Genomic DNA, 14,733 nt, shown 5'->3' with positions numbered 1-14,733 from the left:
AGTGTTTGACTTGCTCAAAATGTTGCTAGCGCGTTGAATACCAATTCAACGACTTTCATTGACGAGATACCTTGTATCTCTTTATTACGCTTGGCTTTTGTTCAGTTTTCAAAGAACTCGTTTTTGCGACTTCATGATCTTACCATGATGGTGATCATTTCGTCAATCTCTTTTTCTAGTGTGTTTCGTTTGTTTCATTTGTGTTTGCCGGTGTGTCCCGGCGACATGTAATAATATATCACGCTAGTATTAAAACCGTCAACAGTTTTTAAAAACTTTTTTAAAAAACTTTTTTTCAATCTAAAAAGCTCTATCAAATCCCTTTCATTTCTATGTTATACTATACACATTCTTATAAGTAGAATAAACCTTCTTTTAAAAACTGGAGGAAAACAGATGGGCTTACGTTACTCTAACAAAATAAACAAAATACGTACTTTTGCACTTAGCCTCGTTTTCATAGGCATTCTAATTATGTATGTAGGGATCTTCTTCAGAGAGTACCCTGTCGTGATGGTTATTTGTATGATACTAGGTTTGCTTGCCGTTATTGCTAGCACTGTCGTTTACTTTTTTATTGGTATGCTATCTACAAAGGCTGTCCCGGTCGTCTGCCCTTCGTGCGACAAACCAACAAAAGTTCTTGGTAGAGTTGATGCCTGTATGCATTGCGATCAACCACTAACTGTGGATCGTACGCTTGAAGGAAAAGAATTCGACGAGTCTTATAACACTCCCTCAAACAACCGACAAAAAAACAGTGAAGCTTAATATAGAAAAAAGCGGCCATTTAAATGGCCGCTTTTTTCTATATTAAAACAAAATGATACCTTCACCTTTAGAAAGATGAAGGTATCTACTAACTTAATGCGCAGTTTTACAAGAAGGACATGTGCCGTAAATCTCCATCCGATGATTATCTACTTGGAATCCAGTTACATGTTCAGCTAATGTTTCAACTTCATCTAATCCTGGATAATGGAAATCAACAATCTTACCGCAGTCATTACAAATCACATGATAATGATTACTTGTGACACAATCAAAACGGCTTGAAGCATCTCCATAAGATAATTCTTTTACAATACCAACTTCCTTAAATACACGAAGGTTATTGTAAACCGTCGCCACACTCATGTTTGGAAAACGACCTTCTAAAGCTTTATAAATCTCATCCGCCGTAGGGTGTGTGTGTGATTCATATAGAAACTCTAAAATAGCGTGACGTTGTGGAGTCATACGCACACGAGTGCTTTTCAGCGCATCAATTGCTTCTGATAAGCCATGATTAGCCATTTTATCGCGCCTCGCTTTCAAAAAACGATTCTTTCTTTATAGTAATTATAAGTTGTAAACCTATATTTAGCAAGAACAAGACAGAAATTCGTTCTATTTCACCCTCTACCATCACTTAACAATAAAATTGATTGTATAAAAAGAATGGACCGCTAATTCTCTTAGCGGCCTCTTCTTCCTTACGTATTTATTAACAGTGGTGTCGCATTTGCTGCTGGGATAAGAAAAGAGGTGTAACGATACGTCTTTTTATCTTTTCGTTGCTTTTTTGACTCCACATGTAAACAAGCATCTTTCAACGCCTGCTGCAACTTATCAAGATCTGTTTCGTGGACTCCGAATAAAAAAGTCGTACTTCCTTTCCGTAAAAAGCCACCTGAACTAGAAAGTTCCGTCATCCGATATCCTTGCTCACGTAAATCTTTTTCAACATGGTCTGCATAGAAATCTTCAATAATGCACACTAGAAGCTTCATCGCTTCTCCCCCTCTCTTTAATAACCCTTATTCATTTGAACGAGATTCTTGAACTTTTGCTTTTCATCAATAAACACAATTAGATTTTCTTCAAAAATTTGAAGTGCCCTTTTCATATAGTAAGAAGTTGACGCTGATATATGAGGAGTGATCGTTATTCCTTCCTCAGTCCATAAAGGGGAATCAGATGGAAGAGGCTCTGATGAGAATACATCCAAATAGGCATGACTAATTCTCTTTAATTTTACTTCATTAAGTAAATCCTTTTCAACAACTGATTTTCCACGACCAAGGTTAATAAAAACCGCACCTTCCTTCAACAAAGAAAAAGCTTCTTTATTTAAAAGACTATCTGTTCTCTTCGTATATGGTAATATATTAATCAGAAAATCTGCTTGTCTTAATGCTTTTGACCACTCGCTTAGAGGGTACACCTTATCAAAGTGAGTAACAGCACGTCCGTCCGTATTCACTCCTACCGTGGACATTCCTAGGCTTTTTGCTCGTTCGGCAGTTTTGCTTGCAATCGCGCCAGTCCCAAGCAACACTACCACAGATTCAGTCAGCTCCCTAGGTTTGACGTTCCGAATCCATTCACCACGATTTTGCGCACTCTTATACATTCTTGCATTCTTAACATAGTCGAGCATAGCCCATAGAGCATGTTCCGACATTGGTATCGCATGAATTCCCCTACTATTTGTTACAACTACGTTTTTCCTTTCTAACAGCCCTAGTGGCATTTTCTCAACACCTGCTGATAAAACATGAATCCATTTTAACTGAACAGCTTTGTTTACAACGTCTTCATCAATATCTTCGCCAAATGTAACTAGCACATGTGCTGTAGAAAGCTCTTGTTCAGCCAAGGCAACGGAAGAAAAGAACGAAAAGTCCACTTTCGAATACGTTGCTTTCAAGCTTGCTTGTCGTTCTTCAGTTTGCTTTACAACAAACACGACTTTAAAAGACTTATCCATTGTTATGTTCCTTTATAAATCCAAGTACTTCTTCAACATGATCTTTTACACGAACGCCTCGCCATTCTTTTATCACATTAAACTCTTTATCAATAACAAACGTTGAACGCACAATTCCCATATACTCTTTTCCAAAGTTTTTTTTAAGTTGCCAAACATCATATGCTTTTGCCGCCTTTAATTCCTCATCGGCGATTAAAGGAAAAGATAATTGATGTTTTTCTACAAACTTATCATGCTTATCTGCTGGATCTGGACTTACTCCAAGTACGATTGCTTCTTCTCTTTCAAACAACGTTGTTTGATCTCTAAAGTCACAAGCCTCTGTTGTGCAACCTGGCGTCATATCCTTCGGGTAAAAATATAGCACAATGTATGATCCCCTAAAGTTTGATAAAGTGATTTCTTTTCCTCCATTTGCTGGCAAGGTAAAATCAGGTGCTTGCTTTCCTACTAGATTCATCTTATTCGCCCCTTTATAAATATCTCTTCCTAAGAATATCCCAATTACTCTAAATCTTCAACGCGAAGAGGTTAAGAGCAAACTTAGCTTGTTTTCTTCTGACTTGATCATTCACATATGCTATTATTGGATAGGAAAAGATCGTTTATATTAAACGGAGGTTGTTATGAATCGCAAAACATCAGAACTACACTATAGAGAAGCCAAGAACTTAATAGTTGGCGGGGTCAACAGCCCTTCTCGTGCTTACAAAGGAGTTGGCGGCGGCACGCCTGTTTTTATGGAAAGAGGTGAAGGTGCTTATTTATTCGATGTAGATGGAAATAGATACATTGACTACTTGGCCGCGTATGGTCCTATCATCACTGGCCATGCTCACCCAGTTATCACACAAGCGATACAGGACCAAGCCGCAAAAGGTGTTTTATACGGGACACCTACCCGACTAGAGAATGAATTTGCTGAAGCATTAACAGAAGCGATCCCTTCATTAGAAAAAGTTCGCTTCGTTAATTCTGGTACAGAGGCCGTTATGACAACGATTCGGGTCGCTCGAGCATACACTGGTAAAGAAAAAATCATTAAATTCGCTGGCTGCTACCATGGCCATTCCGATCTCGTCCTCGTTGCTGCAGGTTCTGGTCCTTCCACATTAGGGACTCCAGATTCAGCGGGTGTAACGGCAAGTACTGCTAGCGAGGTTATTACTGTTCCCTTTAATGATATAGATTCACTTAAACAAGCCCTTTCTCGTTGGGGTGACGAAACAGCAGCTGTATTAGTTGAGCCTATTGTAGGTAACTTCGGAATCGTCGAACCAGAGCCAGGTTTTTTAGAAGCCGTAAACAAAGTAACCCACGATGCTGGTGCCCTTGTTATTTATGATGAAGTCATTACTGCTTTTCGCTTCATGTATGGCGGCGCCCAAGATTTGTTAAACGTTAAACCAGATATGACAGCGCTTGGAAAAATCATTGGTGGTGGACTACCAATTGGGGCGTACGGAGGAAGAATGGACATTATGGAGACTGTTGCCCCTTTAGGTCCTGCATATCAAGCGGGGACAATGGCAGGTAACCCAGCTTCAATGACTTCTGGTATCGCTTGCTTAAAAATTTTAAAAGAACAAAGTGTTTATGCAAAGCTAGATGAACTCGGTGCACAATTGGAAGAAGGATTATATTTGGCCGCCGCAAAAGCGAATGTCCCTATTACAATTAACCGACTAAAAGGCGCGTTGACGGTATTCTTCTCTGATGAACGGATTTCAGATTATGACGGAGCAAAACGAACAAATGGTGAGCAATTTAGCCTCTTTTTTAAATCGATGTTAGAAGAAGGTATCCATTTAGCACCGTCAAAATATGAGGCTTGGTTTTTAACTACCGCTCATACGAAAAAAGATATAGATGAAACAATCGAAGCAGCGCATCGATCGTTTAAGATTGTATCAGACCAGTTCTATATTTAACGGAATGCTTTTCCCATCCCATCCATATAATAGAAGAATGAATTGAGAGTTTGCTCATTATAGACCTCCTCTTAGAAAGGACCAATTGTTACATGAGACTTGGAGCTAGGATATTAAAGACAGGGCTTGCCATTGTGCTTGCTCTTTACCTAGCCAATTGGCTAGAATTCAATCCACCTACCTTTGCAGCAATTGCTGCATCGTTCGCGATACAACCCTCGCTTTTCAGAACGGTTCGAACGTTTAGTCATCAAGTTCAAGCAAATTTAATCGGTGCGGTTATTGGCGTTCTTTTTGTCATGACATTTGGTCATGAGCCCTTTGTAGTGGGTGTTGTAGTTATGTTATCGATTGCGATTTTTATTAAACTTAAATTAGAATCAGCCATTATTCCCACGGCGATTGTTACGATCATCATCATTATGGAGAGCCCAGCCGACAACTTTCTACAATTCGCTTCAGAACGTTTTCTTCTTGTCTTAATTGGAATCGTCTCTGCTTTTTTAGTGAATTTAGCCTTCATACCACCACGTTATGAGAAAAAAGTATATGACAAGCTCTCTCAATCTACAGACTCATTGCTTGAATGGCTCAACTTAGTAGCTCGGCACGATGCCGATACCATCGCTCTGCGTGAAGATATACGGAATCAACGCGATAACTTAGATAAAGCAAATGACTTATTTACTTTATTTCGAGAAGAGCGAAACTACTTCAGAGCCAAAACATTTAGCCAAAGACGTAAAGTGGTTGTTTTTAGGCAAATGATTGTAACGAGCGAGAAAGCATATAATGCTCTTGAAATGATTGATCGTCGGTCAGAAGATTATTTGACTCTTCCTAACCGAGTTCAGAAACGGATAGAGGAGCAAATAACATCATTAACTGATTACCATCACCGCATTATCCTGCGTTATAACGGCAAGGTCAACACCCATGCACCAGACGAATATATGACAGAGATTGAAGAAGGGCAGTCATCAATGACTAACCTGTTCGTAACGCTTTATGAGGAAGAAGAGTTTGATTTATCACAATGGCATGCCTTCCTTCCAGCAATTTCTGCTATTATTGAATATCAGCAAGAACTCGAGCATTTAGATACACTTGTTGAGAACCATCAAACACATGCGCCCGAAGAAGAGTTAGCATAAAAAAGCGAGAACGCACGAATGCGTTCTCGCTTTTATTTATACTTCTTGGACACTGTATAATTTATAATAAGCGCCTTTTTTCTTCATTAATTCCTCATGAGTCCCTTGTTCTTTAACACGACCTTCTTCAATCACAACAATATTGTCGGCATTTGTTATCGTCGATAATCGATGTGCAACAATAAATGTTGTCCGATTGTGAGCTAACTTTTCCAACGCTTCCTGAATGAAATGTTCACTTTCTAAATCAAGTGCTGAAGTTGCTTCATCAAAAACAAGAACAGGTGGGTTTTTCAAGAATACACGTGCAATCGCGATTCGTTGTTTTTGACCTCCAGAGAGCTTAACTCCCCTCTCTCCCACTTCAGTATCATATCCATGTTCAAGGTTTAAAATAAAATCATGGGCATTGGCCGCTTGCGCTGCCTCAATTACTTCTTCATCGGTAGCGTTAGGATTACCAATTTTTATATTCATCTTCACACTATCACTAAAGAGGATATTATCCTGTAACACCATTCCAATCTTGTCTCGTAAACTCCTTACATTTAGATCTCGTATATCTTTTCCATCAAGCAATATACGTCCACCCGTTACATCATAGAAACGGGGGATTAAACTAACGAGTGTGCTTTTACCACCACCACTCATCCCGACTAACGCAACTGTTTGTCCAGCCGGTATATCAAGCCGAATATCTTCTAATATTGGTTGATTTGCTCCATAAGAGAATGAGACGCAATCAAAAGTCATCTTTCCATCAACATGTTTCACCTCTTGCGCGCCTTCCTTATCGGTAATATCATACTTTTCATCGATAAATTCAAACACACGATCCATCGAGGCAATTGATTGGGTTAAGGTAGTCGATGAATTAACTAGACGACGTAATGGCCCGTAAAGACGCTCCATATAAAGAACAAAAGCACTCATAACCCCTATTTCCAAATTGTTTTGCAAGACAAAAATAGCTGAAACGAACAAAACTAACAAAGGAGCAATATCCGTAACTGTATTCACAACTGCAAATGTTTTTGCATTCCACTTCGTATGATCCAGCGCCTTCGATAGAAAAGTACGGTTTCTACTCGCGAACTGCTCTTGCTCATAATCCTCATTCGCAAAACTACGGATAACATTCATCCCTTGAACACGTTCATGTAAGTGACCTTGTACATCAGCAAGCGCCTGAGAGCGGACTCGGGTTAAATTACGCAATTGTTGATAAAAATATTTAATCGAAAAACCATAAAAAGGAAACATGGAAATGGCTACAAGTGTTAACCACACATTCAAATTCAACATAATAATGATTGCAATAATAATTGTAGCAAAATCAAGCCATACATTCATTAAACCCGTAATAACAAAGTTTTTAGTTTGTTCCACATCATGAATTACACGAGAAATAATTTCTCCAACTTTACGATTGGAGTAAAAACGCAGACTTAATTTTTGAATATGTGTAAATAAGTGATCACGAATATCAAACAATACTTTATTGCCTATCCATTGAGCAAAGTATTGCCGGTAATATTCAATCGGCGGACGTAAGACGATGAAAAGCAACGCCATGCCACCAATTATCCAATACAATTGTGAATACTGCTCGTCCATTGCCATGGCATCATTAAGCAAAATATCATCAATAATATACATCATGGCTAATGGGAACAACAGTGGAATACCAAATTTCAACATTCCAATTAAAATCGTTCCAATAATTTCTTTTCGATATGGTTTTACGAATACCATATACCTTCTAATTGTCTTCAATAGAACCCCTTCTTCTAAGCAAAAAGCAAGCTTGTGGAAAACAAGCTCACTTTTAGCGATATTGCAAATATCGTTCATACCAGTTCTCGACAAACTGAGGCGCGAACGGGCCTTTCCTTTGATGAATCCAGGATTTGAGCTCTTCAACGCTTTTCTTTAAAATGCCGTCTAGCTCTGGTGGATAATGCATAATTTTACTATGCAATTCATACTCATCTTCATCAAGCAGCTTCATCGTCATATCCGGATAAACTTTAATATCAAGGTCATAATCAATATACTTGAGAGCTTCTTCATCCCACGTAAAAGGTGTACCAATATTGCAGTAGTAGTATATCCCATCAGCACGAATCATTCCAATTGTATTAAACCACTGATCAGCATCAAAATAACAAATCGCAGGTTCTCTTGTACGCCAATTTCTGCCATCGGATTCACGAACAATAATCCGATCATTTCCGGCTACTACTATTTTGGATGTTCCTTTTAAGATTGTGGTGTCTTCCCAAATCCGGTGAAGCGTCCCATTATGCTTATAACTTTGTATCTGGATTGTGCTGCCTTCCTTTGGAAAGCTCATAGCAGCCTCCTTTCCATGTTCCTTAATCAAAACAAACTCTTCCAACATTTTTAATGTACAGTTCTATTATACAAGGTTCATCACGTATTTAAAACGTAAACACATCTCTATAACAAAAACAACAGCGCTTTGACAAAAAAAGACACCCTTTAGCCGGTAGGCAAAGGGTGTCTTTTCGCGCCAAAGCGCTCGCGTTTAAGCGTATTATTGTTGGTTCTTTTTCTGAGCTGATTTTGCGTTTTGTTGCTTCACTTCTTGTACATCAGTTTCGCTAGCAAATTCAGCATTGTACCCTTGTTCAGAAGCTTGGTTTTGCTTCTTCACTTGGTTTTTGTTTGTTTTTGATTCCTTATTCATGGTTATCACCTCCACGATATATAACTTGTCCCGTAGAGGATTTTTCTATGCACTTTTTTTTATCTTAAGCCAAAAGGGAAATACCACCATCAACAATAAGCGTTTGCCCACGAATCATGCTTGCTTCATCAGATAACAAAAACATTGCCGCTTTTGCTAAATCTGCGGCCTCAACCATTCGCCCTGCTGGTGTTCTATTAGCAGCATCGCGTAAGAGTTCATCCCTATTCGGAAAGTGTGTTAACGCATCCGTGTCCACTGCGCCACCAGAAACAGCATTTACCACTATTCCTTTTGGAGCTAGTTCAACGGCTAAATAACGTGTTAGTGACTCAACTGCCGCTTTTGAAACTCCAACTGTCGTATAATTATCAAGGTACCGAATGGAACCAAGTGAACTAAGGCTTACGATTTTACCTCCGCCATTCTTTTCCATCCGCTTTGCTGCTTCCTGCGCACAAAACAAAAGAGCTTTTGCATTAATATCCATTGTCCAGTTCCAATGGCTTTCTTCTAATTCCATTAATGGACGTAAAACACCTGACGCCGCATTATTCACAAAAACATCCAACCTGCCAAATGTCTCATCAATTTGTGTAAACATCTCTTTAATTTTTTCTGGCTTTCCTACATTTGCTTTAACTGTAAGAACTTCGACACCAAGTGCTCTAATTTCCTCTGCTGTAGCCTCTGCTTGTGATCTGCTACGCGCAAAATTAATGACGATATTAAATCCTTGCTGCGCGAGCCTAACGGCGATTTCTTTTCCGATTCCTCTGCTACTCCCTGTTACCAATGCAGTTTTTCTTTCCATATGTAGATCCTCCCTTATTTTTGCAATGACCATTTCTTCATTATAGCGCATACGACTTATTGAGAACAGCCAAGCTAATAGAAACCTTCTTAAGGAGATGTGAGCATGTACGTCGGCCGAGATTTAACTGAGTTAGAAAACATCGACCCTGCTGATTGGAGCGACAAAGAACTCGCTTTTTTTCACCATGGGATGCAGCAACTCAATGGATATTTAACGTTTCAGGGAAATGTGAAGCACGAAAAAATCATGGAAGAAATAAAAAAACGCGGGGGACTTCACCAAAAAGCTACTTGGACGCAAGGAACAGAAGTCCATTACGATTAAAGGAGACTGTAAGATGGGCGAGGAAAAGCAACTATATTACGTTAACCTTAATCCAATAAGTATGGATACCATTAGCAATGTTCGTGTAGATGACGGACAATTAATTGAATATGAAATCTCTGCAACTGAAACAGAAAAAAAAGAGTTAGAATCCTTTATTCACAAAGTTCATACACATGACGTAGAGCTTGGCAACTTATTTTCTTTTAAACATTTTGATGACCTTTCCGCTGATGCTGATAAAGATGAATACCAAACAGGAATGAATGATATTTTTGATAAAATTTATCAACTTGGTACACCGGAAACAAAAGCAATTATTAAAGAAATTCACTTACAAAACGAGGACGACAACGAACCAGGCTTATAAAAAAAGGTTGCCAATGGCAACCTTTTTTTAATAATTTTACCTAATTCGGTACAGAAGATAAATAAACTCTTGCTAGAAGTTTGCTTTTGATTGGCCCCCATCTACTTGTAACGAGGCACCAGTTACCCAATTTGCTTTTGATGAAGCAAGAAAGACAACTACATCCGCTATCTCTTCCGGAGAACCAAAACGCCCAGCAGGAATTTCCCTTGTAACAAAAGCTTCTATCCCTTCTGGGTCTTTCTCCAAACGTTTTTGCCAATTTCCAGTCGGATGCAAAACAGCTCCTGGCGCCACACTATTTACACGAATCCCATCTTGAGCCACTTCATCTGCAAGTGCTTTCGTGAAACTAATCATTGCTGCTTTAGCGTTGTTATAAGTAGCCTTCCCACCTGATTCACGTCCATAGATGGATGAAATATTAATGATTGACCCTGCCTTCTCAGCTTTCATTGCCGGCAATACAAGTTTCGCAAAATGGACAGCCGAGAAATAATTTAATTCAAACGCATAATAAAACTCTTCCATCTCTGTTTCGTCAATGAATCCACCGTTACTTCCGCCAGCATTATTAATTAATACATCAATTGGTCCAACTTCTGCGGTTGCTTCAGCATAAATTCGTTTTCTCTCTTCACAATTCGTTACGTCACCTGTAATAACAGGAATATCTTCTTCCCAATTAGAAGGTATTGACCTCGCACAAACGATAACTTTTGCCTCTTCACGCAAAAAAGCACGGGCAATTTCTTTGCCGATCCCTTTTGTCCCGCCCGTTATCAATACTGACTTCCCTTGCAAATCCAAATTCATAGCAAGTCCTCCTCTAAACTATATGTAAGCAGTTTTTGCTGCGATACAGGAAAAGCATATTCCTCTAACTGCTTTTTTGTCACAAACTTACACGTATTTGGAACTTGATCTAATTGATCTAACACTACTTGTCCAGTGTAAAGGTCTATTTCCCAAATCAAATGACTAAAAACATGTTTTACTTGGAATGTTGTCTTTACCGGCTTCATATTCTCTAAATTCGACTTAAACCAGTCATCTTGCATCCCGAATGAATCAGACGTTTTTTCAAGCATCGGTAGTTGCCAAAGTCCCGCAAGTAACCCTTTCTCGGGACGTTTTTCAATAAGTACGCGCCCTTTGTTATCCGTCAATAAGAATGCATCAATTTTCACTGATCTAGCTTTCTTTTTTTTCGACTTAACCGGTAATTCATGTTGTTTACCTTGATCATAAGCCATACATTGTTCTCTCACAGGGCATAATAAACAACCAGGAGACGTAGGCGTACAGACGAGTGCACCAAGCTCCATTAGTCCTTGATTAAAACTAGAAGGATTGTATTTATCAATAAGATCATAAAGGATGACTTCGTGCTTCTTTCTCGTTTGTGGTTTAGCGATATCATTTTCCATACAGAAAACGCGCGAGAGCACTCTCATCACATTACCATCTACAGCTGGTTCTGCTTTATTGTAGGCGATACTTAAGATTGCCCCCGCTGTATAAGGTCCGACCCCTTTTAATCCTTCTATTTCTTTGCGATTATCTGGGACCACGCCGCCGTAGTTTTCAACGACTTCTTTGACCGCTGTTTGTAAATTTCTTACACGCGAATAGTAACCAAGGCCCTCCCACACTTTAAGAAGATCTTCCTCTTTTGCATAAGCAAGATCCTCCATTTCTGGGAACACACGCATAAATCGTTCATAGTATGGAATGACTGTATCCACACGAGTTTGTTGCAACATAATCTCGGATACCCAGACCCTGTAAGGCTCCTGCGATTTACGCCATGGTAACTCTCTTTTATGTGTTTCATACCAACTCACTAAATTTTTTTGAAAAGAAGCAAATACAACTTCATTGACTTCTAACATATGCTCACCCGCTAACCTTGACTTGCCCTACATAGACGTTCATCATGTAGGAATGCTTAGTTTGTTTTGTGACGGGTATAACTATAGCATATCTTACTTTTAGTTACAGCTAAAAAAATGAGTCAATGAGAGTTATTGCAAAAGGAGGATGTTCGTTCATGGATACATCCACTCATATCGTTATGGGTGTTGGCCTTGCTGGGCTTGCGACGCTTGATCCTCACGTTGCGAGTTCACCGTATATGCAAAGTGCTGTACTCGCAACGACGTTAGTTGCTTCCAATGCTCCCGATTTTGATACGGTCTTAAAATTGAGAAACAACGCTGTATACATTCGTCATCACAGAGGAATCACGCATTCACTCCCTGCTATGATGCTCTGGCCTTTCGTGGTCTCTGGGGGTATGTTGTTGTTTTTTCAAAATGCATACTGGCCAACACTATTATTATGGGCAGCTATATCCGTTTTTCTCCACGTGTTTGTAGACATATTTAATGCTTACGGAACACAAGCGCTTCGACCAGCGTCTAATCGTTGGATTGCGCTTGGTGTCATTAATATCTTTGACCCAATTATATTCGGATCTCATGCAGCAGGGATTCTTCTCTGGCTAGCCGGAGTTCCACCTGGACCGACTTACATCGTCATTTACGTCGGATTAATCCTGTATTATATATGGAGAATTGGACAAAAAAAACAAGTAGTCAAACATGCACGTTCGTATTACCCTACAGCATCTCATATTTTTGTATCACCGACGCTTCGTTGGAACAAATGGCATCTTGTTATTCGGACACCTGAAATGCTTCATGTAGCACAATCGAAAGACAAAGTCATTACCTTTTTTGAAAGTTATACGTTTGATCCAATTCCAAACGACCCGGTTATGCAAGCAGCAAAATCTGATAAAAACCTATCAGCGTTTTTGTCTTTTTCTCCAACGTACCGTTGGGAAATGGAAGCAACGGATACGGATGGTTATGAAGTCCGTTTTGTTGATTTACGTTACCGTAGCAACGGCTACTATCCATTTGTTGCAATAGTTAAGATGGACCAGGAGTTAAACATTGTAACCTCATACACAGGTTGGGTTTATAGCGAAGAAACGTTGCGAAAAAAATTAAAAGTGATCACGTAGTTGGTTTTCTTTACCTGCTATAATGGACTCTTCATTTGCCATACTAGAAGTAAGCCGATATGGTGAAGGGGGTTTCACGAATGCGAAATAAAGCTAAAGATTTTCCAAATCCTATTTCGTTTAATGGCAACAAAGCCAACAATGCTGACGAGCACGCTTCAAAACGTGCAGATAGAAGCATTGCGGATCGCCCACAAGAACGAATGAGTTCGTCCAACCACTTTAAAACTTTTTAATTTTGGGAGGAATGCCTCATGGGTAAGGAACACTCGCGTTTAAACAGTTTGTATCGTGATCCGTTCATGTCACCGCGTGCTAATTCAAAGCACGCATTCCACCAAGTGAATGGTGAAACCCAACAAAGCCAGCACAATATCGTGCTTGAAGCACAGATGCGCAAACGCACATAGGTGCAAAAAAGGATCTTCCCTTGGAAGATCCTTTTTTATTAAACTTGAGTAACTTTATCTGCCAGAAGTGCAATTGGTACGCCCGTTAATTCTCGTTCTCCAGTTCGATAGCCCCATGCAAACCTGCCATTCATATAAGAAACTTCAAATAATGTAATCCCATCCGTCATCCGATAAGCTGCTCCAGGCTCAATTGTACTTGGATCAATTAAATAAGATTGTGCTAACGTCTTACGCCTTTCATAAACTGCATATTCATTCCCTTGTCCGAGTTGTTCGGCTTTCTTAGCTTTTTCATTTAGCATTGAAATCTCAAGTTTTAATTCATATTCATCCATTTCGCTAAATCGTTTTTCCATTAATTCTCATCCCCCTGCAGTTCTTCATCAATGTAACGACTAATTTCACTAAAGGCGAAGCCCTTACGGTAAAGTGCTTGTTTAAGTTTCTGTTTTAATTCATACCCCGTATATTTCCTTGTATACGTACGCACTAATTTCTCTGCTTGATAAATCAGTGCCTGCCACTCATCATCATTGTTATCTTTATCAGTATTGCCTGATAAAGCTGCCTGAATGGCTTCATAAGCAAATCCTTTACCAACCAGTTGGCTCGTCCGTTTTTGAATAAGCTGTTGTGTTGATTCACGTTGTTTTGTTCCTTTAATCGCTTGTTTTTTTAACCAAGCAGAAAGCACTTCAATCTGCCAATCAATATCATATGAATGAAGCGCTGCATCAATTACCGATTCTTGAACACCTTTTTGTATAAGTTGCTGTTTAACTTTGTTTGGCCCAATTAAAGTTGAACGCGTTTTTGTGCGAACAAATGCGCCTGCAAAAGCGGTATCATCAATAAGTCGTTCTTGTTTTAAAAAATCAATTGCTTTCGTTATATGTTCAGGTTGTCGCTCCTTTTTAATTAAGTACTCATACATTTCTTTTTCGGAACGCATACGGTAGGAGAGATAATGGACGGCTAAATGCTGTGTTTTCTTAGCTTCATCAGCATCTACTAATTCTCGCATCTCTTCCTCATTTAAATCCTGTCCTTTTCTAAGTCCATATTTAATTAAAATATCTTCATCAACACTAAAAGCATAGCGATCATTGCCTTGTTCTTGTACAAATAAATTATAACGTTGCTTCGCTTTTTTTTGCACGGTTATTTTCGATATGATTGCCATGTGGCTCACTCCTTTCTTTAAAGAAATCCATCATAAGGA

Annotated in this window: 20 protein-coding genes; 8 read left to right on the top strand and 12 right to left on the bottom strand. The window is 39.2% G+C overall.

Going from position 1 to position 14,733, the window contains the following annotated elements:
* Nucleotides 1-396: 396 nt before the first annotated feature.
* On the top strand, nucleotides 397-771 hold the full coding sequence (locus BK584_RS23975; protein WP_078395297.1) for a YgzB family protein: 375 nt from the start codon (nucleotides 397-399) through the stop codon (nucleotides 769-771).
* 93 nt (nucleotides 772-864) lie between these two features.
* Here the strand turns inward: BK584_RS23975 and perR are convergent, their stop codons facing one another.
* The 4 genes from perR to bcp form a co-directional block, all read right to left on the bottom strand.
* Nucleotides 865-1,296: a peroxide-responsive transcriptional repressor PerR gene (perR, locus tag BK584_RS23970; RefSeq protein ID WP_078395295.1), complete on the bottom strand. Its 432-nt coding sequence runs from the start codon at nucleotides 1,294-1,296 to the stop codon at nucleotides 865-867.
* A 179-nt stretch (nucleotides 1,297-1,475) separates the two neighbouring features.
* Entirely contained in the window at nucleotides 1,476-1,772 is a 297-nt protein-coding gene (locus BK584_RS23965) for a cyclic-di-AMP receptor (RefSeq protein WP_078395293.1), read from the bottom strand.
* A 17-nt stretch (nucleotides 1,773-1,789) separates the two neighbouring features.
* Nucleotides 1,790-2,752, bottom strand: a complete 963-nt coding sequence (locus BK584_RS23960) for a D-2-hydroxyacid dehydrogenase (protein WP_078395291.1) — start codon at nucleotides 2,750-2,752, stop codon at nucleotides 1,790-1,792.
* Entirely contained in the window at nucleotides 2,745-3,215 is a 471-nt protein-coding gene (bcp, locus tag BK584_RS23955; RefSeq protein ID WP_078395289.1) for a thioredoxin-dependent thiol peroxidase, read from the bottom strand. The genes BK584_RS23960 and bcp overlap by 8 nt, the downstream gene beginning before the upstream one ends.
* Before the next feature lie 166 nt (nucleotides 3,216-3,381).
* Between bcp and BK584_RS23950 the strand changes: the two genes are divergently transcribed.
* A complete protein-coding gene (locus tag BK584_RS23950) occupies nucleotides 3,382-4,686 on the top strand; it encodes a glutamate-1-semialdehyde 2,1-aminomutase (RefSeq protein ID WP_078395287.1) in 1,305 nt (434 codons plus the stop codon).
* 92 nt (nucleotides 4,687-4,778) lie between these two features.
* Complete coding sequence (locus BK584_RS23945; protein WP_078395285.1) at nucleotides 4,779-5,840, top strand: aromatic acid exporter family protein; 1,062 nt, start codon at nucleotides 4,779-4,781, stop codon at nucleotides 5,838-5,840.
* 36 nt (nucleotides 5,841-5,876) lie between these two features.
* Here BK584_RS23945 and BK584_RS23940 read toward each other — a convergent pair whose 3' ends face one another.
* From BK584_RS23940 to fabL, 4 genes are all read right to left on the bottom strand, one after another.
* The gene (locus tag BK584_RS23940; RefSeq protein ID WP_078395845.1) at nucleotides 5,877-7,616 is read right to left on the bottom strand and encodes an ABC transporter ATP-binding protein; all 1,740 of its coding nucleotides are present in this window, start codon (nucleotides 7,614-7,616) and stop codon (nucleotides 5,877-5,879) included.
* 52 nt (nucleotides 7,617-7,668) lie between these two features.
* Nucleotides 7,669-8,196 (bottom strand): nucleoside tri-diphosphate phosphatase, encoded by a 528-nt coding sequence (gene ntdP / locus BK584_RS23935; protein ID WP_078395283.1) that lies wholly within the window; start codon nucleotides 8,194-8,196, stop codon nucleotides 7,669-7,671.
* 204 nt (nucleotides 8,197-8,400) lie between these two features.
* A complete protein-coding gene (locus BK584_RS23930; protein ID WP_078395281.1) occupies nucleotides 8,401-8,553 on the bottom strand; it encodes a gamma-type small acid-soluble spore protein in 153 nt (50 codons plus the stop codon).
* Between the two features lie 64 nt (nucleotides 8,554-8,617).
* Nucleotides 8,618-9,367 carry an enoyl-[acyl-carrier-protein] reductase FabL gene (gene fabL / locus BK584_RS23925; RefSeq protein ID WP_078395273.1) on the bottom strand — a complete coding sequence of 250 codons (750 nt, stop codon included), beginning with the start codon at nucleotides 9,365-9,367 and terminating at the stop codon, nucleotides 8,618-8,620.
* A gap of 105 nt (nucleotides 9,368-9,472) precedes the next feature.
* On the opposite strand from fabL, the gene yfhS reads away from it, so the two are divergent.
* Nucleotides 9,473-9,694, top strand: a complete 222-nt coding sequence (gene yfhS / locus BK584_RS23920) for a mother cell protein YfhS (protein ID WP_078395270.1) — start codon at nucleotides 9,473-9,475, stop codon at nucleotides 9,692-9,694.
* A 13-nt stretch (nucleotides 9,695-9,707) separates the two neighbouring features.
* Complete coding sequence (locus BK584_RS23915) at nucleotides 9,708-10,064, top strand: hypothetical protein (RefSeq protein ID WP_078395268.1); 357 nt, start codon at nucleotides 9,708-9,710, stop codon at nucleotides 10,062-10,064.
* A gap of 72 nt (nucleotides 10,065-10,136) precedes the next feature.
* Here the strand turns inward: BK584_RS23915 and BK584_RS23910 are convergent, their stop codons facing one another.
* Nucleotides 10,137-10,880, bottom strand: a complete 744-nt coding sequence (locus BK584_RS23910; RefSeq protein ID WP_078395266.1) for an SDR family NAD(P)-dependent oxidoreductase — start codon at nucleotides 10,878-10,880, stop codon at nucleotides 10,137-10,139.
* Nucleotides 10,877-11,959 (bottom strand): A/G-specific adenine glycosylase, encoded by a 1,083-nt coding sequence (gene mutY, locus BK584_RS23905; protein WP_078395265.1) that lies wholly within the window; start codon nucleotides 11,957-11,959, stop codon nucleotides 10,877-10,879. The genes BK584_RS23910 and mutY overlap by 4 nt, the downstream gene beginning before the upstream one ends.
* A 158-nt stretch (nucleotides 11,960-12,117) precedes the next feature.
* Here mutY and BK584_RS23900 point away from each other — a divergent pair, with 158 nt between their 5' ends.
* From BK584_RS23900 to BK584_RS23890, 3 genes are all read left to right on the top strand, one after another.
* Entirely contained in the window at nucleotides 12,118-13,098 is a 981-nt protein-coding gene (locus tag BK584_RS23900; RefSeq protein WP_078395263.1) for a metal-dependent hydrolase, read from the top strand.
* Between the two features lie 80 nt (nucleotides 13,099-13,178).
* Nucleotides 13,179-13,334 carry a small acid-soluble spore protein K gene (sspK, locus tag BK584_RS23895; protein WP_078395261.1) on the top strand — a complete coding sequence of 52 codons (156 nt, stop codon included), beginning with the start codon at nucleotides 13,179-13,181 and terminating at the stop codon, nucleotides 13,332-13,334.
* A gap of 18 nt (nucleotides 13,335-13,352) precedes the next feature.
* Nucleotides 13,353-13,508 carry a YpzG family protein gene (locus BK584_RS23890; protein WP_078395259.1) on the top strand — a complete coding sequence of 52 codons (156 nt, stop codon included), beginning with the start codon at nucleotides 13,353-13,355 and terminating at the stop codon, nucleotides 13,506-13,508.
* Nucleotides 13,509-13,546: 38 nt separating this feature from the next.
* Here the strand turns inward: BK584_RS23890 and BK584_RS23885 are convergent, their stop codons facing one another.
* Both BK584_RS23885 and recX read right to left on the bottom strand, forming a co-directional pair.
* Nucleotides 13,547-13,867 (bottom strand): YfhH family protein, encoded by a 321-nt coding sequence (locus tag BK584_RS23885; RefSeq protein WP_078395256.1) that lies wholly within the window; start codon nucleotides 13,865-13,867, stop codon nucleotides 13,547-13,549.
* On the bottom strand, nucleotides 13,867-14,694 hold the full coding sequence (gene recX / locus BK584_RS23880) for a recombination regulator RecX (protein ID WP_078395254.1): 828 nt from the start codon (nucleotides 14,692-14,694) through the stop codon (nucleotides 13,867-13,869). Before recX ends, BK584_RS23885 begins: the two co-directional genes overlap by 1 nt.
* Nucleotides 14,695-14,733: the final 39 nt, after the last annotated feature.

The sequence above is a fragment of the Shouchella patagoniensis genome, from assembly GCF_002019705.1.
Taxonomy (GTDB): Bacteria; Bacillota; Bacilli; order Bacillales; family Bacillaceae_D; genus Shouchella; species Shouchella patagoniensis.
Note: the sequence above shows the minus strand (reverse complement) of the source record. Positions and strands in the feature narration are given on the sequence as shown.

Bases quoted from the DNA above. Each gene is read 5' to 3' on its own strand.
- BK584_RS23975 (WP_078395297.1), top strand. From the start codon at position 397: ATGGGCTTACGTTACTCTAACAAAATAAACAAAATACGTACTTTTGCA.
- perR (WP_078395295.1), bottom strand. From the start codon at position 1,296: ATGGCTAATCATGGCTTATCAGAAGCAATTGATGCGCTGAAAAGCACT.
- BK584_RS23965 (WP_078395293.1), bottom strand. From the start codon at position 1,772: ATGAAGCTTCTAGTGTGCATTATTGAAGATTTCTATGCAGACCATGTT.
- BK584_RS23960 (WP_078395291.1), bottom strand. From the start codon at position 2,752: ATGGATAAGTCTTTTAAAGTCGTGTTTGTTGTAAAGCAAACTGAAGAA.
- bcp (WP_078395289.1), bottom strand. From the start codon at position 3,215: ATGAATCTAGTAGGAAAGCAAGCACCTGATTTTACCTTGCCAGCAAAT.
- BK584_RS23950 (WP_078395287.1), top strand. From the start codon at position 3,382: ATGAATCGCAAAACATCAGAACTACACTATAGAGAAGCCAAGAACTTA.
- BK584_RS23945 (WP_078395285.1), top strand. From the start codon at position 4,779: ATGAGACTTGGAGCTAGGATATTAAAGACAGGGCTTGCCATTGTGCTT.
- ntdP (WP_078395283.1), bottom strand. From the start codon at position 8,196: ATGAGCTTTCCAAAGGAAGGCAGCACAATCCAGATACAAAGTTATAAG.
- BK584_RS23930 (WP_078395281.1), bottom strand. From the start codon at position 8,553: ATGAATAAGGAATCAAAAACAAACAAAAACCAAGTGAAGAAGCAAAAC.
- fabL (WP_078395273.1), bottom strand. From the start codon at position 9,367: ATGGAAAGAAAAACTGCATTGGTAACAGGGAGTAGCAGAGGAATCGGA.
- yfhS (WP_078395270.1), top strand. From the start codon at position 9,473: ATGTACGTCGGCCGAGATTTAACTGAGTTAGAAAACATCGACCCTGCT.
- BK584_RS23915 (WP_078395268.1), top strand. From the start codon at position 9,708: ATGGGCGAGGAAAAGCAACTATATTACGTTAACCTTAATCCAATAAGT.
- BK584_RS23910 (WP_078395266.1), bottom strand. From the start codon at position 10,880: ATGAATTTGGATTTGCAAGGGAAGTCAGTATTGATAACGGGCGGGACA.
- mutY (WP_078395265.1), bottom strand. From the start codon at position 11,959: ATGTTAGAAGTCAATGAAGTTGTATTTGCTTCTTTTCAAAAAAATTTA.
- BK584_RS23900 (WP_078395263.1), top strand. From the start codon at position 12,118: ATGGATACATCCACTCATATCGTTATGGGTGTTGGCCTTGCTGGGCTT.
- sspK (WP_078395261.1), top strand. From the start codon at position 13,179: ATGCGAAATAAAGCTAAAGATTTTCCAAATCCTATTTCGTTTAATGGC.
- BK584_RS23890 (WP_078395259.1), top strand. From the start codon at position 13,353: ATGGGTAAGGAACACTCGCGTTTAAACAGTTTGTATCGTGATCCGTTC.
- BK584_RS23885 (WP_078395256.1), bottom strand. From the start codon at position 13,867: ATGGAAAAACGATTTAGCGAAATGGATGAATATGAATTAAAACTTGAG.
- recX (WP_078395254.1), bottom strand. From the start codon at position 14,694: ATGGCAATCATATCGAAAATAACCGTGCAAAAAAAAGCGAAGCAACGT.